The organism is Pseudomonas khavaziana (genome assembly GCF_019145205.1).
Taxonomy (GTDB): domain Bacteria; phylum Pseudomonadota; class Gammaproteobacteria; order Pseudomonadales; family Pseudomonadaceae; genus Aquipseudomonas; species Aquipseudomonas khavaziana.
Genome location: NZ_JAHSTT010000005.1, coordinates 407141 through 430861, shown reverse-complemented (window position 1 = coordinate 430861; position 23721 = coordinate 407141). Strand labels below are relative to the sequence as shown.

Sequence of the window (23721 nt, the reverse complement as noted above, 5' to 3'; positions counted from 1 at the left end):
GCAATCCCCTGTTCAGATCTCAATAAAAGCGATGCTTTCGCGCTTCATCTTTAATACGGCATCCTGAGAGAAAGAGGATGGGTATCGCACATTGGGCATATCGGCAAAATACGGCTTGGGACTATTCGGCAAATAGTCGGACACGTGCAGACTACGTTCTGCCCGCGCGCGCAAGTAGGTAATATAGGACGCGTTATGTTTGGTCGAAGCGGAGACAGTCCACTGAATGGCCAACTTCGTTGCCACCGGTGTTTCATCGGGTGCGCTGCTGCGGTGAGTGACTCGATTATCCCAAATGACCAAGTCGCCGGCCTTACTCATGACGGTGCGCTCAAAGGCCGCCGGGTCGGCAAGCCTGAGTTTGACTTCATCTTTGCTGAGTTTATGCGAACCGGGCAATAACGTGATACCGCCGCCCGCGACAGGATCATTATCTTGAAGATAATAGGCACATTGCAAAAACTCAGGAGACGCATTGGGATCAATCACCTCTTCAGGCAGAAAATAAGCATCGTTATGCCAAGGTATATAAACACTTTCACGCACCGTAAAATTGGGCAACAAAGAGAAATCCGACTGGAATATCTCCTTGATAGCGTTGACGGCTCGCGGCTCGAACAACGCGTTGATCATGTCACTGAATTGTAGAAAGGACGTTGGCAGCAGCGTGCTTTGCTGAGTCTGCGCCAAACTGCGGGTATAAGTCTCACGCAATCTAGCCACTTGATCGCTGGAAAGGACTTGCGGAATAACGACATACCCTTCTTGCTGAAGCTTTTCTCGATAATTCATGTTTTATAGTCCGTTATAAAGAGGGTGACCCGGCCACCCTCAACTCAATTCATGGATGATCAATCAGACTTCAACATGTTTGGCGGCTGTCGAAGACTCTTCGAATGACACGCCCAAGCGTTCAAACTCCTGGAAGAAATCCGGAAAGGAGCAGTGGACATCCTGGTAACCATCCAACTCGTTGATCTGTTGGCACCGCAGCGAGGCGACAAACAGTGACATGAAGATCCGATGGTCACCCCAGGCCGATAACACCGCATCACCGGCGTAACTTGGTTCTCCACGAATGACGAAGCCGTCGTAGACGCCATTTTTAAATAACGGCTCTATGGCCACGCCCATTTTTACCAACTCAGTCACCATCGCTTCGATGCGTGGCGACTTGTGCAAGCGGGTAATGGAGCCACCAGTGACCTTGAACTCGCCCTGCACATAAGCACCGATCGCCGCCAGCGTTGGTACGATATTAGGATAATCACTGGCGTCAAAATGATATTCGCCTTTCAATTCGGCCAAGTTATTAATAATGCGCACTTCATTGGCAGCGTCATTGAATTCGACGTTTACCCCCAGTGCCTCGGCCACTTTAAGAATTGCACGCTCCCCCTGCAAACTCTTGCTGTTCATGTTTTTCAGGGTCAATGTACCGGGAAAAATTATTCCAGCCGCGATCAAATAGGACGAGGACGTGTAATCACCGACAATCGTATAGTTGGCACTTTGGTATTGGCCTGGGTATACCGTGATCCGCGAATAGTCCGAGTTCACCTCAAAGGCAATCCCCGCTGTACCGAGCGTTTCCAGGGTTTGCTTGATATACGACAGCGACAGAATTTCACCGCGGATATTGACCACCGTAGGTTGCTTGGCCAGAGGCGCACAGAAAAGAATAGCGGTGATGAATTGCGAGCTGATGTTGCCCTCAATCGTGCACTCCCCACCCTGATAGCCACCCCAATTGACAATAGGCGCCTTGCCACTGTGGTTAATGCATGAAATGTGTGCGCCCAGCCCTTCCAGCGCTACAAACAAGGGTTCCATGACACGTCCGCGCAGTACATCATCCCCGGTAATCACGGCTGGGGTCGTTGTAAAGCAGGTCAGCGCGGCAAACACTCGAAATACCAACCCAGAACCTAGCGCGTCGATCACCTTCTTTTCAGGCTTGATCAAGCCGCCGGTGCCCGTCACTACCAACCGTCCTGGTTGCTCCTCAATTACTGCGCCGATACTACGACAGGCCTTTTTCATTGTTTCGGTTTCGAGACAACGAAGGTCGTTGTAAATATAGGAAGTTCCTGATGCCAGGCTCGCGGCAATAATTGCCCGCTGTGTTTCAGGTTTTGAGGAGGGGATGGTAGCGATATTGCCGATCGATGCAGTAGGAAAGACTTTCAAGCGTTTTTGGGTCGACATGCGTTGCTCCCTAAGACTGTAGATCCAACTTGATCGGCGAGTGGGCGTAACACTCACCGGCTAGGCTGAAACATCTTGTTACAACCGCTTAAAAACCTAACCTAGGGATTGAGACGTTTCAAATAACAAAAAGGAATAAGATTGGATCCAATCTATGACTTTTTTTATTTTATTGTTTGATTTCAGTGCATTACGAACTCAAAAAAAACACAAAACCCATAAAAAAACCGCCATTGCTGGCGGTTTGATATTGGAAATCTTGATTAAATTAGATGGCACAACGCTACATATTGCTATTCATTAGAAGATCCCAGGGTATGCTCCACCATCAATAAGGAGGTTCTGACCCGTCATATAGGCAGCCTGGTTACTGCATAAAAATGCGCACAATGCAGCAAACTCAGAGGGGTCTCCAAAGCGCCCCATGGGAATGCTCGCCAGACGGCTTTCAGCCACCGCGTCGAAGGTTTTTCCTGAGCCCTCTGCTGTCGCTTGAAGCGTGTGCTCCAGGCGTTGCGTCTTGAACGCTCCCGGTAAAATATTATTGATCGTGGTGTTTTTTGCAGCGAAGTCCCGTTGGCGTGCCAGGCCGGCAACGAAGCCTGTAAGCCCACACCGTACCGAGGTTGAAAGCCCCAGGGCATCCAGAGGCGACTTGACCGCGCCAGACGTTATATTAATTATTCGACCGAAGCCTCGACTTGCCATTGAGTCGACCACCAACTTTATCAGCTCGATAGGCGCCAACATATTTGTGTCAATTGCCGAACGCCACTCGTCACTTGTCCACTCGCGAAAGTTTCCCGGCTTAGGTCCCCCGGCATTGTTAATCAAAATATCAACTTGCGGCGCGGCATCGACCAATGATTGGCGAATCGATGGATCGGTAATATTTCCGACAACCGAGATGACTTCGACCTCCGGATTTCTTTGCTTCAAGCGTTGCGTGGCGGCCTGCAAGTCAACCGACCCTCGCGCGTTGATCACAATGTTTACACCTTCGTCCGCCAGCGCCTGTGCACAGCTATAACCCAAGCCTTTACTGGCGGCACAGACGACAGCCCACTTGCCTCGAATCCCTAAGTCCATCATCACTCCTCGATCAGCCGTTCATCTTGCAAACCCGGGTATCAAACCCGCACTTGTCCATTCGATATCACAGATGTCCGCAGAGAAACAAGCAGGGTATTACACCTATAGAGAGGCAAAAAAATACCCCTCAGTGAGGGGTATCGTTCAAGTGCGGCTGGACGCTTGACTGAGCTATTTTTTAACGCCCAGCTTTTTCAACTCTTCATCACGCAGTTCGCGACGCAGGATCTTGCCCACATTGGTGGTCGGCAGCGCATCGCGGAACTCCACAGCCTTGGGCACCTTATAGCCGGTGACGTTGGCGCGCATGTGCTCCATCACCTGATCCTTGGTCAGGGTGGCCCCTGGCTTGACCACGATGAAGAGCTTGATGTGCTCTCCGGATTTTTCATCCGGTACGCCAATGGCTGCGCATTGTAGAACCCCCGGCAAGCCGGCCAGCACGTCTTCCAACTCGTTGGGATAGACGTTGAAGCCGGAGACCAGAATCATGTCTTTCTTGCGGTCGACAATACGCATATAGCCATCGGGCTGGATGATCGCAATGTCACCAGTCTTCAACCAGCCATCACTGTCGAGCATCTCGGCGGTGGCGTCTTCGCGCTGCCAATAGCCCTTCATCACTTGCGGGCCCTTGACGCAGAGCTCGCCGGTTTCGCCCAGCGGCAGCTCGGTACCGTCGTCGGCGATGACCTTGCATACCGTGGATGGCACCGGAATGCCGATAGTGCCAATCTGGATATGCTGGATCGGGTTAACCGTGGCCACCGGACTGGTTTCGGTCATGCCGTAGCCTTCGCAGATGCTGCAGCCCGTCACCGCCTTCCAACGCTCGGCCGCGGCCAGTTGCAAGGCCATGCCGCCCGACAGGGTGATTTTCAGCGCGGAGAAATCCAGCTTGCGGAAGGCTTCGTTGTTGCACAGCGCGACAAACAGCGTGTTGAGGCCGACAAAACCACTGAACTTCCACTTCGACAGTTCCTTGACCATCGCCGGCAGGTCGCGCGGGTTGCTGATCAGGACGTTGTGGTTGCCGATCAACATCATCGCCATGCAATGAAAGGTGAACGCATAGATGTGATACAGCGGCAGCGGCGTGATCAGGATCTCGCAACCTTCATTGAGGTTCGAGCCCATCAGCGCCTTGCACTGCAGCATGTTGGCGACGAGGTTGCGGTGGGTCAGCATAGCGCCCTTGGCCACGCCGGTGGTACCGCCGGTGTATTGCAACACCGCCACATCGCTGCTGGCCGGACTGGCGTCGTTGACCGCCTGACCGTGCCCCTTGGCCAGCACGTCGTTGAACTTGATCGCCTGGGGCAAGTGGTAGGCCGGAACCATCTTCTTCACGTACTTGATCACACTGTTGATCAGCAGCCGCTTGAACGGCGACAGCAGGTCAGCGACTTCAGTGACGATCACATGCTTGACGGCGGTCTTGGGCACGACTTTTTCAGCCAGGTGCGCCATGTTGGCCAGACAGACCAGGGCCTTGGCCCCGGAGTCATTGAATTGGTGTTCCATTTCCCGCGCTGTGTACAGCGGGTTTGTGTTGACCACGATCAGGCCGGCACGGATGGCACCGAACACGGCGACCGGGTATTGCAGGACGTTGGGCAGTTGCACGGCGATTCGATCGCCGGGCTTCAAGTCGGTATGCTGTTGCAGGTACGCGGCGAACGCGCCGGACAATTCGTACAGTTCACCGTAGGTAATGGTCTTGCCCAGGTTGCTGAAAGCCGGTTTGTTGGCGAAGCGCTGGCAGGACTGCTTCAATACCGCCTGAATATTCGGATACTCGTCTGGATTGATCTGTGCAGCAATCCCGGCGGGGTACTTATCCTTCCAAAAGTCTTCATTCATGGAAGCCCACTCCTCAGCGACGCGAATTCATCATCGCATTTGATGCGATTATTATTGGTGTATGTTTTTAGGTGAATCTGGCGCTTTCCAGCAGGCCGAGACGTCACAAAGCGCGCCGAGAGTAGCAGCTTTGCCAAGGGCCGCCTAGAGCCAAAAGAGGGCCCTACAGTCATAAACATGACTCAAGAATATCTAATGGTCATTTTTAGAGCAAAAATTCTATATCACTGAAATCCGCTCTGGATTGGGCCTCTCGGGCGACAAATAACAACTGTGGGAGGGGCGGTGCGACGATTCGACTTGCCCCCGATAGCGGTGGGCAAGTCAATCAACCAGGTGACTGACACTCCGCAATCGGGGGCAAGCGCCCTCCCACATTTTGAGCCTATTTCAATTCAGGCTATGTCGCGCAGCTCCCGCCGCAGAATCTTGCCCACTGGTGTCATCGGCAACGATTCCCTCAGCACAATATGCTTGGGCACCTTGTAGCCGGTGAAGTTGGCCTTGCAGTACGCCTTCAATTCCTCAAGGCTCACCCCCTGGGCCCGTGCCACCACAAACAGCTTCACCGCCTCCCCCGTGCGCTCATCCGGCACGCCGATCACCGCGCAGTTGGCTACGGCCGGGTGGGCCATCACTACATCTTCGATTTCGTTGGGGTACACATTGAACCCCGAGACAATGATCAAATCCTTCTTGCGATCCACAATACTGACGTAGCCATCGGTATCGATCACCGCAATGTCGCCGGTCTTGAGCCAGCCTTCAGCGTCCAGGGTCTCGGCGGTGGCGACCGGTTGCTCCCAATAACCCTTCATCACTTGCGGACCCTGGATGCACAGCTCGCCACGCTCGCCCAGTGGCAGTTCGTGCCCCTCATCATCAATGACTTTCATCGCCGTACCCGGCACCGGAATGCCTACGGTACCCAGGCGCGACAGGCCGCCGTAAGGGTTGGTGCTGGCCACTGGTGAGGTTTCAGTGAGGCCGTAGCCTTCACCGATGGAGCAGCCGGTCAGCGCCTTCCAGCGTTCCGCCGTGGCCTTGACCAGGGCGGTGCCGCCGGAGTTGGTGATCTTGAGGTGGGAGAAATCCAGGTTCTTGAATTCCGGGTGATCCATCAGCGCCACAAACAGGGTGTTGAGCCCCAGCAGGCAGGAGAACCGCCACTGCTTGAGTTCCTTGATAAAGCCGCCAATGTCCCGCGGGTTGGTAATCAGCACATTGTGGTTACCGGAGACCATCATGCACATGCAGTTCGCCGTGAATGCGTAGATGTGATACAGCGGCAGCGGCGCGATCATCACCTCCTGCCCTTCCTTGACCAATGGCTGGCCGTCCTCGCCCAATTGCGACATGCACGCGCGCACTTGCTGCATGTTCGCCACCAGGTTGCCATGGGTGAGCATCGCGCCCTTGGCCAGGCCAGTGGTGCCACCGGTGTATTGCAGCACGGCGATATCGTCCAGGCTCACCGGATGCCGCGTCACGCCAAGGCCGGCGCCCATGCGCAAGGCACGCTTGAACGACACCGCCCGTGGCAGGTGGTAGGCCGGGACCATCTTCTTTACCTTGTCGACCACGGTATTGACCAGCCAGCCCTTGGCGGCGGGCATGAAGTCACCCATCCTGGCTTCGATCAGGTAGTCGATCTCGGTATCGGTGCAAACCTCCTGTACCCGCGAGCCGAACAGGTTGAGGTAAACCAGCGCCCGCACGCCCGCGTCCTTGAACTGGTGGCGCATTTCGCGCGGAGTGTACAGCGGGTTGGTATTGACCACGATCAGCCCGGCGCGCAGAGCGCCGAATACCGCCACCGGGTAATGCAGCACGTTGGGCATCTGCACCGCGATACGCTCGCCAGGCTTGAGGTCGGTGTGCTGCTGCAGGTAACCGGCGAACGCCGCACTCTGGCGCTCGAGCTCGGCGTAGGTCAGGGTGATGCCCATGTTGCTGAATGCCGGACGGTCGGCAAAAGTCTTGCAGGAACGCTCGAAGACCTCAATTACCGACTTGTAGGTACTGAGGTCGATGGCATTGGGGACGCCCGCCGCGCGTTTGTCATTCCAGAAATCAGGTTGCATTATTCTTGTCCTCTTACCTGAATGTGTCCGGCCGCTCTATCCATTTATAAGAAGCGGAGCCTTGGGGACGTTAGCAGCTATGGCCAAACAGGCAAATATGCTTGATTGTGTCATTGATTGTATGAATCTTGCGGCTAACGTGTAGGCAGATACTGCGTCCCTCTGCCAATGAGCGATACACTGCAATGATTCTGAGCAAATGGAGTCGCCATGAACCACAGCACCTTCTGGCTGACCGCGAACGACCGCAGCCGCCTGTACGTCAATCAATGGATGCCCGACGGGCGGCCCAAGGCCGTGGTGATGCTCGCCCATGGCATGGCCGAGCACAGTGGCCGTTATGCTCGCCTGGCCGAAGCCCTGTGCGGCGCAGGCTATGGCGTGTATGCGCTGGACCAGCGCGGCCATGGCCGTACTGCTGACGAGGGTATCTTGGGGCTCTACGCCGAAAAGGATGGCTGGAACAAGGTGGTGGGCGACCTGGCCAGCCTCAACCAGCATATTGGACAGCAGCAACCGGGCCTGCCGATTATTTTGCTTGGCCACAGCATGGGCAGCTACATCGCCCAGGGCTATCTGCTGCACCACAGTGCCAGCTTGCATGGAGCGATTCTCAGCGGTTCGAATTTCCAGCCGGTGGCGTTGTACACCGCAGCGCGGTTGATCGCGCGTATCGAACGCCTGCGCCAGGGTGCGCGCGGCCGCAGTGCGCTGATCGAGTTCCTGTCGTTCGGCTCGTTCAACAAAGCGTTCAAGCCCACCCGCACGGCATTCGACTGGCTCAGCCGCGATCCGGACGCAGTCGACAAGTACATCAACGACCCACTGTGCGGTTTCCGTTGCACCAACCAGCTGTGGATCGACCTGCTCGGCGGCTTGCAGCAGATCAGCAAAGCGTCCAATCTCGCCCAGATCGACCCGGGCCTGCCGATCCTGGTGATAGGCGGCGAATGTGATCCGGTGAGCGAAGGCAAGCGTCTCAAGGATCTGTCCCATGCCCTGCGTGAAGCCGGCTGCCAGAACGTGCAATTGAATCTCTACCCGCAGGCGCGGCACGAAGTGTTCAACGAAACCAACCGCGCTGAAGTCACAGCGGATGTATTGACCTGGCTCGACCTGGCCCTGGCGCTGCGCAGGCCAGCCCGTTGTGAATAATTTTTCGTTTAAAATCAGTTAATTAATTACCGCTTAGCCACAGGATGCAGCTTTAGATGACCCAGGTAACCAACACCCCGTATGAAGCCCTCGAAGTCGGCCAGACGGCCAGCTACAGCAAGTTGGTAGAAGAGCGCGATATCCAGCTGTTCGCCGCCATGTCCGGCGACCACAACCCCGTACACCTGGATGCCGAATACGCCAAGGCGACCATGTTCAAGGAGCGTATTGCCCACGGCATGTTCAGCGGCGCGCTGATCAGTGCAGCCGTAGCCTGCGAGCTGCCTGGGCCGGGCACTATCTACATCGGCCAGCAGATGACCTTCCAGAAGCCGGTCAAGATCGGCGACACCCTGACAGTGCGCCTGGAAATCCTCGAAAAAATGCCGAAATTCCGTGTGCGCATTGCTACACGGGTGTTCAACCAGCGCGATGAGTTGGTCGTGGATGGCGAAGCGGAAATCCTGGCGCCACGCAAGCAGCAGGTGGTGACCTTGACCGAGTTGCCGCCGATCAGCATCGGCTGAGGCTGACTGCAATTTTAGAATCTGCACAATGCAAAAATGTGGGAGGGGGCTTGCTCCCGATGGCGGTAAATCAATCACCTATTGAGTGAATGACTCACCGCAATCGGGAGCAAGCCCCCTCCCACAGTTGTTACAGTGCAGGTCTTACGACTGAGCGCGAGCCTGGTTACGCAGGGCTTTTACCTGGTCATGGTTACGCTGTACGCCGTGGTACTGGCGCTCAACCAGATCACGAATGCCCAGCAGGTTGTGCTTGTTGATCTTCTCGATCGCTTCACGATAAGCCTTGAGTGCGTGGTCTTCACCGCGCTCAGCTTCGTTCAGCACAGCTTCTTCGTCCTTGCCGGTGACCATCGACTTCACGTCGACCCAGCCACGGTGCAGGGCGCCGGCCATGCTGCCGGAATCTTCCGGATCGCCGCCCAGGGCGCGCACGGCTGTTTTCAGTTCGGCGGCGGCAGTGGCGCAATCAGCAGAGCGCTTGGCGAACAGGGCCTTGAGTTCTGGATGCTTGATATCTTCAGCGCATTCCTTGAAACCCTTTTGGCCGTCGATGCTGGTCTCGATCAGGTCGTTCAGTACGGAGATCGATTCTTTATTGATGTCAGTCATTTTTCAATTCCTTATACGGGTTAGAAGGTTGCCTTAGTTATTGCAGCCCCCGTGCCAGGTTCTAAAAAACAAAAATAGTTTTAAATTTCAATAGGTTAAGATTTATTGAACCATCTGTATTGACGTTATTTGCATGATCTGTCATTTGGCCTTCATGCAGAATGCCTGTATTTTCGAAGATATCGCCCCAATCGCACGAAGCCCATGAACCCCGAAAAACTCGAATTGCTGATCACCCGCGAAATGCCCTTCGGCAAATACAAGGGCCGGATCATCGCCGACTTGCCTGGGCCCTACCTGAACTGGTTCGCCCGGGAAGGTTTTCCCCACGGCGAATTAGGTGGTTTGCTGGCCCTGATGCAGGAAATCGACCACAACGGCTTGTCTGAACTGCTCGAACCGTTGCGCGTTAAACACGGTAAACCCGCCCCTCGTCATTAAGAGACTCGCCATGCCAAGGAATGCTGATAACGAATCCCACTGGCGCGCCATTGCCGAACGTTTTGACTTGGAGCCTGGGCCGATCAACCTGGAAAATGGTTATTTCGGGCGCATGAGCCGTGCAGTACAGGCGCAGTACCTTGAACACATCAGCTATATCAACCGCAGCAACTCGGTGTATGTGCGCCAGCGCTTTGAGCAAGGTGAAAACGTTCAGATCCGCCGTCAGTTGGCCGCACTGATCGATGTCGATCCACAGGCGCTCGCCTTCACCCGCAACGCCACCGAAGCCTTGCAGTCGCTGATTCGCAACTACAACCGCCTGCAGCCGGGCGATCAGGTGTTGATCAGTGATTTGGAGTACGACACGGTCAAGGGTGCCATGCGCTGGCTTGCAAGCGTTCGTGGCGTGGAGGTGATCGAGGTATCACACACACACCCGGCCAGCTTCAACAGCCTGGTACAGACTTATCGCGACGCGTTCGTGCAGTACCCGCGCATCAAGCTGATGGCCCTGACCCATGTCACCCATCGCACCGGCCTGGTAATGCCTGTTGCAGCCATTGCCAAGGCTGCACGTGAACAGGCTATCGATGTGATCCTCGACGGCGCGCACGCGCTTGGCCAGATCGAGTTCAACCTGGCCGAACTGGGCATTCAATTTGCCGGTTTCAATCTGCATAAATGGATCGGCGCACCGCTGACCCTGGGCTTTATGTATATCGCCCCGGAGCGCCTGGCCGATATCGATCCGGACATGGGCGAGTTTCACTATCCCGCCACTGATGTGCGCGCGCGTACGTCCTACAGCACGCCGAATTTTCCCGCGCTGATGACCTTGCCCTTGGTGTTTGAAGAACATCGACAATTGGGCGGCGCTGCAGCCAAGGGCGCACGGGTAAATTACCTGCGCGATCTGTGGGTAAGCCAGGTAAGGCCATTACCGGGGATTGAAGTGCTGACGTCGGATGATCCGCGACTGTATTGCGGGATCACAGCGTTCAAGTTCATCGGGCGGGATCAGCAGGTGATGGTGGACAGGTTGCTCAAGGAACACGACCTGTTTGTCACCACGCGCACGGGGGCTGCGTTTGGCACCTGTATCCGGGTGACGCCGGGGTTGCTGACCTCGGCAGTGAATATCGGCGTGCTGGTCAACGCCATAACCGAGCTAAGCAAAGATTAAACTGTGGGAGGTGGCTTGCTCCCGATTACGGTGTGTCAGTTACCAGACGCAGTGGCTGATCTACCGCTATCGGGAGCAAGCCCCCTCCCACGGTTTGCGGTGAGCCTGGGGATTTTCTAGAAAAAAAAAGCGGCGCACCGACCAAGTGCACCGCAAAAATGCCGTTAAAGCACAGCAACAACGATTCGGTAAATCAACTCAGTCCAGCAGCGCCAGGGCCTCGGCGGTGACTTCCTGGATGCGCGCCCAGTCGCCGTTCTTGATCCACTCAGGGTCAAGCATCCAGCTACCGCCCACGCACATGACGTTTTTCAACGCCATGTAGCTCTTGATATTGGCCGGGCCGACGCCGCCGGTCGGACAGAACTTCACTTCGCCAAACGGGCCACCGAGGGCCTTGATGGCCGCGACACCGCCGCTGACTTCGGCCGGGAACAGCTTGAAGCGCCGATACCCCAGACCATAGCCTTCCATGATGCCGGAGGCGTTGCTGATTCCGGGCAGCAGTGGGATCGGACTGTGTACCGAGGCTTCCAGCAGGTCGCGGGTGATGCCGGGGGTAACGATAAATTGCGAGCCGGCCACTTCGGCCGCTTCGAGCATATGGCGGTCAAGCACAGTACCGGCGCCGGTGCACAACTCAGGCCGCTGCTCACGCAAGACCTGAATGGCCTTGAGGCCGAACTCCGAACGCAAGGTCACTTCCAACGCAGTCAAACCGCCGGCTGCCAGGGCGTCTGCCAGGGGCAGGATGTCCTGTTCGCGGGCGATGGTGATCACCGGCAGGATCCGCGCCTTGGCGCAGAGGCTGTCGATCAAGGCAACTTTATCCGCCATGGACACGGTCGATTGAGGGCTTTTCATAGCGGCTGATCCTTGGCTCATGGGCACCAGTAAATCTCTAGAGTAGGTTGCAAAAACGCGCGAATCGGCATGGCAGCAACATCGTCACTGGCCAGGGCGGCGCTCAAGGTGGTCAATTTCGAACTGCCGGAAATCGACAGCACGGTGTAGTTGGCCGTGGCCAGCAAGGCGCGACTCATGGTCAGGCGCTGGTGCGGCACGGTCGGCGCCAGCATCGGCCAGCAACGGCGGGTTCCGTCGACCTTAAGCGCCTCACCCAGGTTCGGGCTGTTGGGGAACAACGATGCGGTGTGGCCGTCATCGCCCATGCCCAACACCAGCACATCAATGGCTGGCAGTTCGGCCAGCAGGCGATCAGCCTGCTCGGCAGCATCTTCAAGATTAGCGGCAGCGCTGTACAGGCTGAGGAACCTGGCCTTGGCCGCCGGGCCTTGCAGCAGGTGCTGCTTTAACAGGCCGGCGTTGCTGTCGGCGTGCTCTACCGGCACCCAGCGTTCATCAGCCAGGCTGATGGTGACCTTGGACCAGTCCAGGCCCTGCTTGGCCAGGTTCTGGAAAAACGCCACGGGGCTGCGGCCACCGGACACCACCAAGGTCGCCTCGCCACGGGCACTGATGGCCGCGCGCAGTTGTTCGGCCACGTCATTGGCCAGGCCATCGGCCAACAGCGCGGGCGTACGGTACTCATGGGCAGTCACGCCCTGAGGCAGTTTCAATTCAGATATCGCCATACCACGACCTCCCATCCCGCGTAATCAGTGCAATCGAGCTCATCGGCCCCCAGGACCCCGCCGCATAAGGCTTGGGCGCATCGCCGGACTTCTTCCAGCCGGCGATCAACTGGTCGCACCACTTCCACGCGGCTTCGATTTCATCTTTGCGAACAAACAGGTTCTGATTGCCGCGCATTACTTCCAACAGCAAACGCTCGTAGGCATCGGGGATCCGTGCGCTGCGATAGGTGTCGGAAAAATTCAATTGCAGTGGCCCGCTGCGCAGTTGCATGCCCTTGTCCAGGCCCTGCTCCTTGGTCATCACCCGTAAGGAAATGCCTTCGTCCGGCTGCAGGCGGATGATCAGCTTGTTGCTGATCTGCAGGCGCTGCTCGGGAGCGAAGATGTAGTGGGACGGTTCCTTGAAGTGGATGACGATCTGCGACAGCTTTTGCGGCATGCGCTTGCCGGTGCGCAGGTAGAACGGCACCCCGGCCCAACGCCAGTTACGTATATCGGCACGCAGGGCGACGAAAGTCTCGGTGTCGCTCTGGGTGTTGGAATTGTCTTCTTCCAGGTAGCCCGGCACGGCTTTGCCGGCACTGTAGCCGGCGATGTATTGGCCGCGCACTACCTGGGTGGTCAGGCCCTCGGGACTGATCGGCGCCAGGGCCTTGAGCACCTTGACCTTCTCGTCACGGATGCTGTCAGCGGACAGGTCGGCCGGCGGGTCCATGGCAATCAGACAGAGCAGTTGCAACAAGTGATTCTGGATCATGTCACGCAGCTGGCCGGCCTTGTCGAAGTAGCCCCAACGGCCTTCGATGCCGACCTGCTCGGCCACGGTAATTTCCACATGGGAAATGTAGTTCTGGTTCCACTGGGTTTCGAACAGGCTGTTGGCGAAACGCAGGGCGATCAGGTTCTGGACGGTCTCTTTGCCCAGGTAGTGGTCGATGCGGTAGGTGCGGTTTTCCGGGAAAAACTGCGCCACGGCGTCGTTGACCTTGCGCGAGGACTCCAGGTCCGAACCGATGGGCTTTTCCAGCACCACACGGGTGTTGTCTGCCAGGCCGACCTTGGCCAGGTTCTCGCAGATCGCGCCGTACACCGCCGCCGGGGTGGCGAAATAGGCGATCAGGCGTTGTTCGCTGCCGACGTTCTCGGCCAGGGTGACGTAGTCGTCAGCCTTCATGAAGTCGACATGCACATAGGCCAGGCGTGCGAGGAAGCGTGTGGCCACGGCCTCGTCGAGTTCCTTGCCGACGTACTTACGCAATTGTGTTTCGATATGGGCCAAGTGTTGCTGCTCGCTACCGGCTTCACGGGCCAGGGCCAGGATGCGCGTGTCGTCGTGCAGCAACCCGGCGCCATCGAGTTGATAGAGAGCAGGAAATAACTTGCGCAGCGCCAGATCACCCAAGGCGCCAAACAGGGCAAAGGTGCAGGGTTCTACGGTTATCGAAGGCATGATGTTTGTTCTTTTATCAAGTTAAGCTACAAATACCTTTTTTCAAGGCATCACTCAAGGAAAAATGTAGTAATAACCACAACATTTTCCCGAAATACGCATTCCGAGTGGTGGTGTTCAGCTACCCTCAGTAGGATAGGCCACCGCAAAGGGCCATTCATCGATTGGTCACTGCCCCTTATTTGCATCGTCGCCCGAAGGAAAGACTGAATGGACCGCGTGCGAAATCTTCTGGAACAGATCCGGAACCGCCTCGAAGAATTGAACAAGGCCGAGCGCAAAGTCGCTGAAGTCATCCTGCTCAACCCGCAGCAGGCCACACGCTTCTCGATCGCCGCCCTCGCCCAAGCCGCCTCGGTCAGCGAACCGACGGTCAACCGTTTCTGCCGTTCGTTCGGTGTCAGCGGTTACCCTGAACTTAAATTGCAACTGGCGCAAAGCCTGGCCAGTGGCGCCGCCTATGTCAGCCGCGCCGTGGAGGCTGATGATAACCCCGAAGCCTACACCCAGAAGATCTTTGGCAGTGCCATTGCCTCCCTGGACAGCGCCTGCCAGGCACTGGACCCGGCCCTGATCAGCAAGGCCGTGGATTTGTTGATCCAGGCCCGGCAGATCCACTTCTTCGGCCTCGGGGCCTCGGCACCGGTGGCGATGGATGCGCTGCACAAGTTTTTCCGTTTCAACCTGGCGGTGACCGCTCATGCGGATGTGCTGATGCAGCGCATGATCGCTTCGGTGGCCCACACCGGTGAGTTGTTCGTGATCATTTCCTACACCGGACGTACCCGCGAGCTGGTGGAAGTAGCGCGTATTGCCCGGGAAAATGGTGCTTCAGTATTGGGGGTCACCGCCGAGAACTCACCGCTGGCCAAGGCGAGTACGGTAAGCCTGAACATTCCGCTGCCGGAAGACACTGACATCTATATGCCGATGACGTCTCGCATCATCCAGCTGACGGTGCTGGATGTGCTGGCAACCGGCATGACCCTGCGCCGCGGGGTGGATTTCCAGCCGCATTTGCGCAAGATCAAAGAAAGCTTGAATGACAGCCGGTATCCGGTGGGGGATGAGTTCAACTAGGCCTGGACTTGTGTTGGCTGCACTGGCCTCATCGGGAGCAAGCCCCCTCCCACATTTGAAGGTATTCACAAATCAAACTGTGGGAGGGGGCTTGCTCCCGATAGAGCCCTCAGCCATACACCTAAACCCCAGCCCTGGCCTGCAAACTCAAATGCGCCCTCTCCCCCGGTGCCAAGCTGGCCCCGGCCATGGCCGACTCCACGCACACAAACCCCGACGCCTCGTTAAAGCTCACGCCCAGCAGCGGCCGGCTACCCGGGTGCCACACCACCGTGTCGGCGCTGTCGCCGGTGTCGATGCACAGTTCGCGCTGCCAGGCGTGATCCTTGAGTTGCAATTCACCCTCGTGCTGGAACACCCGCTGGCAACCGCCATCGACCCTTAGCTCGCCTTCCTGCTGGCAAACCTGGCGATTGAGCTGGTCGTAGCCCTGCGCCCCGTCGAGCCCAGACAGCGCTACCTCATCAACGTGACCAATACGCCAGTAAGCGTGCAATGCATGGCTCAACTGGCACGGCAGTTCGTCCTGGTGCTCGGTGCTCAGGCGCAGGTCCAGGGTCTCGCCCAGATGCGCGTGCAAGTCCACCTGCCAGTCACACAGCTGCAATTGCCAGTGCAGGCGCACGCCGTCGTCGTCGGTGCTGCTGTCGAGCAGCTTCCAGTCGATCAAGCGCGCCCAACCATGGGAAGGCCAGGCGTTTTCGCTGGGATGGCGGCCATACCAGGGCCAGCACACCGGCACGCCACCACGAATGGCACCGACTTGCGGCCATTTGGCGGCGCACCACAGCCAAGGTTTCTGGCCCGAGGGTTGAAAGTGCAGCAATTGCGCGCCCTGGCGACTGAACACTGCCTGGCACAGGGGATGGTCGATCACCAACACGTCGCGCATCTGAAAGCGTTCCCAGGCGAACACTGGACGTTCGCGCAGGGATTTGAAAAAGCGTTGCAGCGGTTGCTCATGCATGTGCCCAGGTCCCGAATATCACAGTGCAAGCCAAAAAAAAGCGGATAGCCATGGCTACCCGCAAATGCGCACAGAGAGAGGAGCTTATCGCAACAGCGTTAGAACGTAGACTGAATTTTCAAGCCAGCGACCAGAGCGTTGTCGACTTTATCCACACCGCCAGGCTGGACAACGTATTGCAGGTTAGGACGCACGGTCAGCCAGTTGGTGACGTGGAAACCATAGTTGAGTTCGACGTTGTACTCGGTCTCACGAATCGGCGTGTACAGCGGGTTGTCATAGTCGCTCACACCATTGGCGGCGTTGAGCAGTTGGGAGTTCTTCTTCACGTCATCGTTGACATGCAGGCGAGCGACGCCAATGCCGACATCATCTTTTGGACGCGCGTCGAATGGGCCCTTGTACACCAGCATCAACGACTGGTAGTTGTCGACCAGGTTGGTTTCCTTGTCGTGGAAGGTCGCGTTGGCAGCGATGTTCAAGCCACGGGAAGCGTCGCCGTTATGCGTAGTCAGTTGCTGTTGGGCAACGAACCAGTAACCTTTCTTGCTGCTACGGGTGCGGAAGTCTGCGCCAGAAAGGACAGCATCGCCGCCGTTGACGTCTTCACGTACATCCGGGGCATCAGCGGCGCTCTTGTAGAAGCCCACACGGTATTCGCCCGGCAGGTTATTAACCTTCGGCGACCAGACCAATTCCACCGGAATCACAGTACCCTTGGTGCCGCTACCGCTGAGCTTGAAGCCGTTGCCGTGCTCCAATTGCGAGGGGTTCTGGTTGTAGGCGCCGATTTGCGCATACAGCTCAGGCGTGATGTTGTACTTCACACGGATCGCGGCCTGGGCGACCGGCCAGTTGTACCAGGTGTTTACGTAGTTACCCACTTGGGAGCCACAGAACGACAGGTTCTGGAAGTCGCACGGGAAGGTGTTGAAGTCTTCGCCTTCACCGAAGTAGCCGAGTTTCACGTCCAACTTGTTGTCGAACATCTGGTGCTGAATCCAGAACTGGGTCAGGCGTACCATGTGGCCGCGACCGTAGACTTCCTGGGACGAGCTCAAGGTGCCGGCACGCGGGTCACCAATGCGGTCATTGGAGATGTTCTGGCCATTACGGTTGGTCAACTGGATCTTGGCCTGGGTGTTATCCCAGCCCCACAGTTTTTGCAGGTCCAGTGCCACGCCCAGACCGAACTGGTCAGAGTAGCGACCGGTCTTGTCGTCGTTGTAGCCGCCGTGGGCGTTGTAGCCCATTTCCCCAACGTAGTCGGCCTTGATGTCGATACCTTGCTCGATCAGCTTGGTACGCTCACCGCCCCAATCGCCGGTCATCCACTTGGAATCGGCGCTGAACGCATCGGCCGCCATCGCATTGGCGGACAATACAAGGGCTGCTGCTGCTGACAGTTGGCAGATCAGCCGAGTGTTGTTGTGTTGCTTTTTCATCCCTACATCCTCGTCTTTATTGTTATTAAACTGTTTTTATCTAACGCGGGTTACATTTTTTTAGCCTAAACAACAAGTTAACCATTAGCCACATTACTGTAGGAGCGAGCTTGCCCGCGAAAAACCCAAGGTCATTGCGTTCATCCAGGATGCCCGCGTTATCGTTAACGACCTTCGCGAGCAAGCTCGCTCCTACACGATGCTTCAGCGACCCTTGAACTGGGTCACGTTGTCGGCATGCCCCTGTGCCGGCAGCGAAGCAGCGGTACCCAGTCGCTCACCGGTCTTGGCGTCAAACAGCAACACCTTGGCCGGGTCGAATTGGAGGGTCAGGGTCTCGCCGACCTGCGGCGCTACGTCCGGCGCCAGGCGGCAGCAGACCTTGGTGTCGTTGAGCTGCACGAATACCAGGGTGTCCGGGCCGGTCGGCTCGGTGACCTGGACTTCGGCACGAATGCTCGATGCGCTGTTGCCCTCGCCCGCCGCCAACATGATTTGCTCCGGGCGCAGGCCCAGGATCACATCGCGGTCCTCAAGGCCGGCGTCCGTCATGTTAAGCGCCAGCTCACAACGGGCCTGGCCGCTGTCGAGCAGCGCCACCAGGCGACCGTCCTTGCGTTGCAGGCGCAGGGGTACGAAGTTCATCGGCGGCGAACCGATAAAGCTCGCTACGAATTGGTTGGCCGGGTTGTTGTAGATCTCTTTCGGCGTGCCGAATTGCTGGATGATGCCATCCTTCATCACCGCCACCTTGTCGCCCAGGGTCATCGCTTCGATCTGATCGTGGGTGACATAGACGGTGGTGGTTTTCAGGCGCTGGTGCATCAGTTTCATTTCGGTGCGCATCTCGACGCGCAGCTTGGCGTCGAGGTTGGACAATGGTTCGTCGAACAGGTAGATCTTCGGCCGACGCGCCAGGGCACGGCCCATGGCCACACGCTGTTGCTGGCCGCCGGACAACTGGCCGGGCTTGCGGTTGAGCAGGTGCTCGATCTGCAGCAGCTTGGCCACACGAGCCACTTCGGTATCGATATCGGCCTGGGGCATCTTGCGGATCTTCAGGCCGAACTCGATGTTCTCGCGCACGCTCATGGTCGGGTACAGCGCGTAGGACTGGAACACCATGGCGATGTCACGGTCCTTGGGGCTCATGCCGCTGACGTCCTGGTCGCCGATCATGATCGCGCCGCCGCTGATGGTCTCAAGGCCGGCGATGCAGTTCATCAGCGTGGATTTGCCACAGCCCGACGGGCCGACCAGGATCAGGAACTCGCCTTCCTTGATCGACAGTTCGATGTTCTTCAAGGTGTCGGGCAGGCCGGCGCCATAGGTCTTGTTTACATTGCGAAGTTCAAGCGTAGCCATGATTACCCCTTGACCGCGCCGGCCGTAAGGCCGCGCACGAAATACTTGCCTGCGATCACATAGACCAGCAGGGTCGGCAGCCCGGCGATCATCGCCGCCGCCATATCCACGTTATATTCCTTGGCCCCGGTGCTGGTATTGACCAGGTTGTTCAGCGCCACCGTAATGGGCTGGGAGTCGCCGCTGGAGAACACCACGCCGAACAGGAAGTCGTTCCAGATCTGGGTGAACTGCCAGATCAGGCAGACCATGATGATCGGCGTCGACATCGGCAGGATGATCTGGCGGAAGATAGTGAAGAACCCCGCACCGTCCAGGCGTGCCGCCTTGATCAGCGCATCCGGAATGCTGACGTAGTAGTTACGGAAAAACAGCGTGGTAAACGCCAGGCCGTAGACCACATGCACAAACACCAGGCCGGTGGTGGTGCTGGCCAGGCCCATCTTGCCGAGGGTGAACGACGCCGGCAGCAGCACGGTCTGGAACGGCAGGAAGCAGCCGAACAGCAACAGCCCGAAGAACAGCTGCGAACCCCGGAAGCGCCAGAACGACAGCACATAGCCGTTCAAGGCACCGATGGCGGTGGAAATCAGTACCGCCGGCACGGTGATCTTGATCGAGTTCCAGAAGTAGCCATCCACAGTGGCCCAGGCCTTGACCCAGCCGATGCCGCTGACCACGGTCGGCCAGCTCAGCAGGTTGCCGGTGCTGATGTCTTCCGGGGTCTTGAAGCTGGTGAGCAGCATCACCACCAGCGGTACCAGATACAGCAGCACCGCCAGGATCAGCACCGCGTAGATCGCGATGCGGCTCAGGCTGATGGCAGGTTTGGCAACGAGACTAGTCATTACGCTTGGTCCTCAGCTCGGAATACAGGTACGGCACGATGATCGCGAGGATCGCACCGAGCATCAGGATTGCACTGGCCGAGCCCATGCCCATCTGGCCGCGACTGAAGGTGAACGAGTACATGAACATCGCCGGCAGATCGGACGAGTAGCCAGGGCCGCCTGCGGTCATTGCCGCCACCAGGTCGAAGCTCTTGATCGCAATGTGCGCCAGGATCATCACCGCACTGAAGAACACCGGACGCAGGCTGGGCAGCACAACGCTCCAGTAGATGCGCGGCAAGCTCGCGCCGTCGATCTGTGCAGCACGAATGATCGACTGATCAACGCCACGCAGGCCGGCGAGGAACATCGCCATGATAAAGCCCGAGGCTTGCCACACAGCAGCGATCACCAGGCAGTAGACCACGCGGTCCGGGTCGATCAGCCAATCGAGACGGAAGCCTTCCCAGCCCCAATCACGCAGGAGTTTGTCCAGGCCCATGCCCGGGTTGAGCAGCCATTTCCACGCGGTACCGGTGACGATCATCGAGAGCGCCATCGGGTACAGGTAAATGGTGCGGATAAAACCTTCACGGCGGATTTTCTGATCGAGGAAAATCGCCAGCGTCACCCCGATCACCAGGGTGATGCCAATGAACATGCCGCCGAATACGGCCAGGTTCTTGCTCGCCACCCACCAACGGTCGTTGTCGAACAACCGCTCATACTGAGCCAGGCCCGCCCATTTGTAGCTGGGCAGGAAGGTGGAGGTGGTGAACGACAGCACGAACGTCCATAGGATGTAGCCATAAAAGCCCACCAACACGATGAACATGCTCGGCGCCAGCACCAGTTTGGGCAGCCAGCGTTGCAGTGCATCGAACGGCGAGGCCTTGCTGAACACAGCAACAGAACTCATGGGGAAATCCAGTACAGGGAAAAAGAACTAACAGGTAGACCGAACCCTGTAGGAGCGAGCTTGCTCGCGAAGGACTTCAACGATAGCGCGTGCATACAGGATGAACGCGGTGACCTTGAGTTTTTCGCGAGCAAGCTCGCTCCTACAGATAGCTGCGTTACTTGGCCGACTTGATCGCCGCGCCAAGCTTCTTGGCGGTGTCGGCCGGGTCGGCTTTCGGGTCGTTGATGTAGTTGGTCACCACGTCAAAGAATGCACCTTGCACCGCCAGGGTGGTGGCCATGTTGTGCGCCATGCTTGGCTGCAGGCCGCCGGTCTTGGCGTCGGTCAGGAAGTCCTTGGCGGCAGTCTGGGCGCAGGAGTCGAAGCCGTAGGAATCCATCTTGGTCAGCATGTCGTTACGCACAGGGATCGAGCCCTTGTTGATGCTGAACACTTTCTGGAAGTTTTCACCCAGCACGACTTTGGCGATGTCCTGCTGACCTGCGGCAGTGCCTTTGTCTTTCTGCTTGAACACCGCCAGGGAGTCGATGTTGTAGGTGAAGGCTTTGTCGGTGCCCGGGAAGGCTACGCACTCGTAATCCTTGCCGGCGACTTTCTTGGCCGCAGTCCACTCGGACTTGGCCCAGTCACCCATGATCTGCATGCCGGCCTTGCCATTGATGACCTTGCCGGCTTCGAGGTTCCAGTCCTGGCCTTTGCCGTCGACGTCCATGTAGGTCGCGACTTTCTTCAGCTCGGTAAGGGCCTTGACCATTTCCGGACCGGTCAGCGCGCCGTTATCCAGATCGACCAGGGCTTTCTTGTAGCCGTCCGCTCCCATGACTGAGAGGACTACCGCTTCGAACACGGTGCTGTCCTGCCAAGGCTGGCCACCGTGGGCGAGCGCAATGAAGCCCGCAGCTTTTAGCTTGTCGCCGGCTGCGTAGAATTCTTCGAGGGTGGTGGGGTTCTTGGTGATGCCGGCTTTCTTGAATACTTCCGGGTTGATCCACAACCAGTTCACGCGGTGGATGTTGACCGGTACCGCAACGTAGTCACCGTCGTACTTGACGGTGTCGGAGACTTTCTTGTCGAGCAGGGAATCCCACTTTTCTGCTTTGGCGACGTCCTTGAGCACGTCGGTATCGAGCAGGCCGGTGGACGCCCATTCCTGGATGTCGGGGCCCTTGATCTGGGCAACGCCTGGTGGGTTGCCGGCAACCGCGCGGCTTTTCAGCACGGTCATCGCGGTGGCGCCACCGCCGCCTGCGACGGCACCGTCTTTCCAGGTGAAACCGTCTTTCTCAACTTGGGCCTTCAGCACATCCACAGCCGCTTTCTCACCGCCTGAGGTCCACCAATGCACCACTTCGACCGTGCCTTTGGAGTCGGCGGCAAATGCAGTGAGGGGAAACAACGAGGCAATGGAAATAGCGACGGCGAGGCGATTAATCGCGTTCATCTGAGTACCTTTTCTTGTTGTTATGCATGCAAGTCTAGAGCTTGCGCTGCACGGAGTTTAAACACGGATTTCCAGGGTGCAGGTAACAAAGGGACGTACAAATGTCACCACTTGGTGACATAACCACCCTGGGCTAAAGCGCTGGTCATGCTGGGCCACAAGGGTAGCGCAGGCAGCACCACCGCTTGCCAGGCGTGGTAGAGGTCCGGTTTGCCGCCCCAGATCTTGCTGCCGGGCTGGTTGCAAGGGCTGAGCTCGTGATGCCAACTGCCGTTGATGCGATCGATAAAGTGGGTTTCGCAGAACTCCCAGATTCGACGGTACCAGGTCTCGTAATGCAGTTCGCCGGTACGCTTGAGCAGGGCTTGCGCGGCGGCGCTGGCTTCGGCGTGGGTCCAGTGCAGACGCTCGCGCACCACCGGGCGATGGTTCCAGTCCAGGGTGTAGACGATGCCGGCAGCGCCATCTACAGCCCAGGCATATTCACAGGCACTGGCAAACAGGTTTTTGGCGTCGCCCACCAACCAATCGGGTGTGCTGAGCCCGGCTTGCAAGCGCGCGGCCTCCAGGTGCAACACCAGCCGCGCCCACTCAAAACCGTGGCCGGGAGTGATGCCATAAGGGCGAAAGCCATCGGCGGGGTTGTCTTGGTTGTAGCCCGGCAGCGGCTTCCACTGCGGATCGAAATGCTCGATCACCATGAACTGGTTGGCGGCGGCATGGGTGTGGATCACCCGTTCGACGATGCGCAGCGCGCGGTCCAGCCAACGGGTATCTGCAGTAACATCGGCCAGGGCCAGGAAGGCTTCGGTCGCGTGCATATTGCTGTTGGCACCGCGATAGGCTTCGACGCCGCTCCAGTCCTGGGCGAAGGATTCGAGCATGACGCCCTCCTCCTCGCTCCAGAAGAACTGGTCGATGATATGGATGGCGTCGTTCAATAAGGCCTGTGCGCCGGGCGCGCCGGCCACTGCGGCAGAGCTGGCGGCCAGGGCGACGAAGGCATGCAGGTAAGCAGCCTTGCCGGTGTTGCCATCAAGGGCGTTGGGAGTGGCGAACCAGCCGCCGTGCTCACGGTCGCGCAGCGGGCCGCTGAGGGCCTCGACACCATGGGCCACCAATTCGGCATAACCAGGTAGCCCCATGACATGGGCCATGGCGAAGCTGTGGGTCATACGGGCGGTGTTCATGGTTTCGGCGTGGGCATTGGCCGGCAGTTGGCCTTTATCGTCCAGGTTGCCGAAACCATCCGGCAGCCGCGATGCCTTGGCGAACGCCAGCAGGCGCTGGCCTTCGGCGGCGAGCCAGGTGTGATGGGCAGGTGCGTTCAGCCAACTGCTCGCAGGCAGTGGTCGGGTGGTCATGGGTGGCCCTTATTGTTTTATGTGGGATGACCGGAGTCTAAACAAGGGCGCAGGAGGGGCAAGTAACGAAGGGGAAAAGAAATGTCACCGA

22 protein-coding genes are annotated in these 23721 nt (G+C 57.8%); 6 read left to right on the top strand and 16 right to left on the bottom strand.

Annotation, left to right across the window (positions count from 1 at the left end; all coding sequences use genetic code 11):
- Nucleotides 1-12: 12 nt before the first annotated feature.
- A complete protein-coding gene (locus tag KVH01_RS15490) occupies nt 13-792 on the bottom strand; it encodes a phytanoyl-CoA dioxygenase family protein (protein ID WP_217881971.1) in 780 nt (259 codons plus the stop codon).
- A 63-nt stretch (nt 793-855) separates the two neighbouring features.
- Nucleotides 856-2208 carry a 3-phosphoshikimate 1-carboxyvinyltransferase gene (gene aroA, locus KVH01_RS15485; RefSeq protein WP_217881970.1) on the bottom strand — a complete coding sequence of 451 codons (1353 nt, stop codon included), beginning with the start codon at nt 2206-2208 and terminating at the stop codon, nt 856-858.
- A 154-nt stretch (nt 2209-2362) separates the two neighbouring features.
- Here aroA and KVH01_RS15480 point away from each other — a divergent pair, with 154 nt between their 5' ends.
- On the top strand, nt 2363-2512 hold the full coding sequence (locus KVH01_RS15480) for a hypothetical protein (protein ID WP_217881969.1): 150 nt from the start codon (nt 2363-2365) through the stop codon (nt 2510-2512).
- Here the strand turns inward: KVH01_RS15480 and KVH01_RS15475 are convergent.
- From KVH01_RS15475 to fadD2, 3 genes are all read right to left on the bottom strand, one after another.
- A complete protein-coding gene (locus KVH01_RS15475) occupies nt 2509-3297 on the bottom strand; it encodes an SDR family oxidoreductase (protein ID WP_217881968.1) in 789 nt (262 codons plus the stop codon). The genes KVH01_RS15480 and KVH01_RS15475 overlap by 4 nt on opposite strands.
- A 174-nt stretch (nt 3298-3471) precedes the next feature.
- Entirely contained in the window at nt 3472-5163 is a 1692-nt protein-coding gene (gene fadD1 / locus KVH01_RS15470) for a long-chain-fatty-acid--CoA ligase FadD1 (RefSeq protein WP_217881967.1), read from the bottom strand.
- A gap of 395 nt (nt 5164-5558) precedes the next feature.
- Nucleotides 5559-7247 carry a long-chain-fatty-acid--CoA ligase FadD2 gene (gene fadD2, locus KVH01_RS15465; protein WP_217881966.1) on the bottom strand — a complete coding sequence of 563 codons (1689 nt, stop codon included), beginning with the start codon at nt 7245-7247 and terminating at the stop codon, nt 5559-5561.
- Between the two features lie 210 nt (nt 7248-7457).
- Between fadD2 and KVH01_RS15460 the strand changes: the two genes are divergently transcribed.
- Complete coding sequence (locus tag KVH01_RS15460; protein WP_217881965.1) at nt 7458-8402, top strand: alpha/beta hydrolase; 945 nt, start codon at nt 7458-7460, stop codon at nt 8400-8402.
- 56 nt (nt 8403-8458) lie between these two features.
- Complete coding sequence (locus tag KVH01_RS15455) at nt 8459-8929, top strand: MaoC family dehydratase (RefSeq protein WP_043051217.1); 471 nt, start codon at nt 8459-8461, stop codon at nt 8927-8929.
- A 144-nt stretch (nt 8930-9073) separates the two neighbouring features.
- Here the strand turns inward: KVH01_RS15455 and KVH01_RS15450 are convergent, their stop codons facing one another.
- Nucleotides 9074-9541: a ferritin-like domain-containing protein gene (locus KVH01_RS15450; RefSeq protein WP_034139096.1), complete on the bottom strand. Its 468-nt coding sequence runs from the start codon at nt 9539-9541 to the stop codon at nt 9074-9076.
- A 204-nt stretch (nt 9542-9745) separates the two neighbouring features.
- Between KVH01_RS15450 and KVH01_RS15445 the strand changes: the two genes are divergently transcribed.
- Both KVH01_RS15445 and KVH01_RS15440 read left to right on the top strand, forming a co-directional pair.
- Complete coding sequence (locus KVH01_RS15445; RefSeq protein ID WP_017139191.1) at nt 9746-9982, top strand: DUF3820 family protein; 237 nt, start codon at nt 9746-9748, stop codon at nt 9980-9982.
- A 10-nt stretch (nt 9983-9992) separates the two neighbouring features.
- Nucleotides 9993-11168 carry an aminotransferase class V-fold PLP-dependent enzyme gene (locus tag KVH01_RS15440; RefSeq protein ID WP_217881964.1) on the top strand — a complete coding sequence of 392 codons (1176 nt, stop codon included), beginning with the start codon at nt 9993-9995 and terminating at the stop codon, nt 11166-11168.
- A 198-nt stretch (nt 11169-11366) separates the two neighbouring features.
- On the opposite strand, the gene KVH01_RS15435 is transcribed toward KVH01_RS15440, so the two are convergent.
- From KVH01_RS15435 to zwf, 3 genes are read right to left on the bottom strand one after another with little or no spacing between them, the layout of a single operon-like run.
- Complete coding sequence (locus tag KVH01_RS15435) at nt 11367-12032, bottom strand: bifunctional 4-hydroxy-2-oxoglutarate aldolase/2-dehydro-3-deoxy-phosphogluconate aldolase (protein ID WP_217881963.1); 666 nt, start codon at nt 12030-12032, stop codon at nt 11367-11369.
- 17 nt (nt 12033-12049) lie between these two features.
- Nucleotides 12050-12763 (bottom strand): 6-phosphogluconolactonase, encoded by a 714-nt coding sequence (gene pgl / locus KVH01_RS15430; RefSeq protein WP_217881962.1) that lies wholly within the window; start codon nt 12761-12763, stop codon nt 12050-12052.
- Nucleotides 12750-14216 carry a glucose-6-phosphate dehydrogenase gene (zwf, locus tag KVH01_RS15425; protein ID WP_043049028.1) on the bottom strand — a complete coding sequence of 489 codons (1467 nt, stop codon included), beginning with the start codon at nt 14214-14216 and terminating at the stop codon, nt 12750-12752. The genes pgl and zwf overlap by 14 nt, the downstream gene beginning before the upstream one ends.
- A gap of 219 nt (nt 14217-14435) precedes the next feature.
- Between zwf and KVH01_RS15420 the strand changes: the two genes are divergently transcribed.
- Nucleotides 14436-15296, top strand: coding sequence for a MurR/RpiR family transcriptional regulator (locus KVH01_RS15420; RefSeq protein ID WP_169856377.1), 861 nt, complete (start codon nt 14436-14438; stop codon nt 15294-15296).
- Nucleotides 15297-15417: 121 nt separating this feature from the next.
- On the opposite strand, the gene KVH01_RS15415 is transcribed toward KVH01_RS15420, so the two are convergent.
- The 7 genes from KVH01_RS15415 to KVH01_RS15385 form a co-directional block, all read right to left on the bottom strand.
- Nucleotides 15418-16263: a D-hexose-6-phosphate mutarotase gene (locus KVH01_RS15415; RefSeq protein ID WP_217881961.1), complete on the bottom strand. Its 846-nt coding sequence runs from the start codon at nt 16261-16263 to the stop codon at nt 15418-15420.
- A gap of 98 nt (nt 16264-16361) precedes the next feature.
- Nucleotides 16362-17708 carry a carbohydrate porin gene (locus tag KVH01_RS15410; RefSeq protein ID WP_043049030.1) on the bottom strand — a complete coding sequence of 449 codons (1347 nt, stop codon included), beginning with the start codon at nt 17706-17708 and terminating at the stop codon, nt 16362-16364.
- Nucleotides 17709-17912: 204 nt separating this feature from the next.
- Entirely contained in the window at nt 17913-19073 is a 1161-nt protein-coding gene (locus KVH01_RS15405; protein WP_043049032.1) for an ABC transporter ATP-binding protein, read from the bottom strand.
- A gap of 2 nt (nt 19074-19075) precedes the next feature.
- A complete protein-coding gene (locus tag KVH01_RS15400) occupies nt 19076-19921 on the bottom strand; it encodes a carbohydrate ABC transporter permease (protein ID WP_056847651.1) in 846 nt (281 codons plus the stop codon).
- Entirely contained in the window at nt 19914-20822 is a 909-nt protein-coding gene (locus KVH01_RS15395) for a carbohydrate ABC transporter permease (protein ID WP_034115703.1), read from the bottom strand. Before KVH01_RS15395 ends, KVH01_RS15400 begins: the two co-directional genes overlap by 8 nt.
- A 157-nt stretch (nt 20823-20979) precedes the next feature.
- A complete protein-coding gene (locus KVH01_RS15390; protein ID WP_043049036.1) occupies nt 20980-22266 on the bottom strand; it encodes an ABC transporter substrate-binding protein in 1287 nt (428 codons plus the stop codon).
- 104 nt (nt 22267-22370) lie between these two features.
- The gene (locus KVH01_RS15385; protein ID WP_217881960.1) at nt 22371-23630 is read right to left on the bottom strand and encodes a D-mannose isomerase; all 1260 of its coding nucleotides are present in this window, start codon (nt 23628-23630) and stop codon (nt 22371-22373) included.
- Nucleotides 23631-23721: the final 91 nt, after the last annotated feature.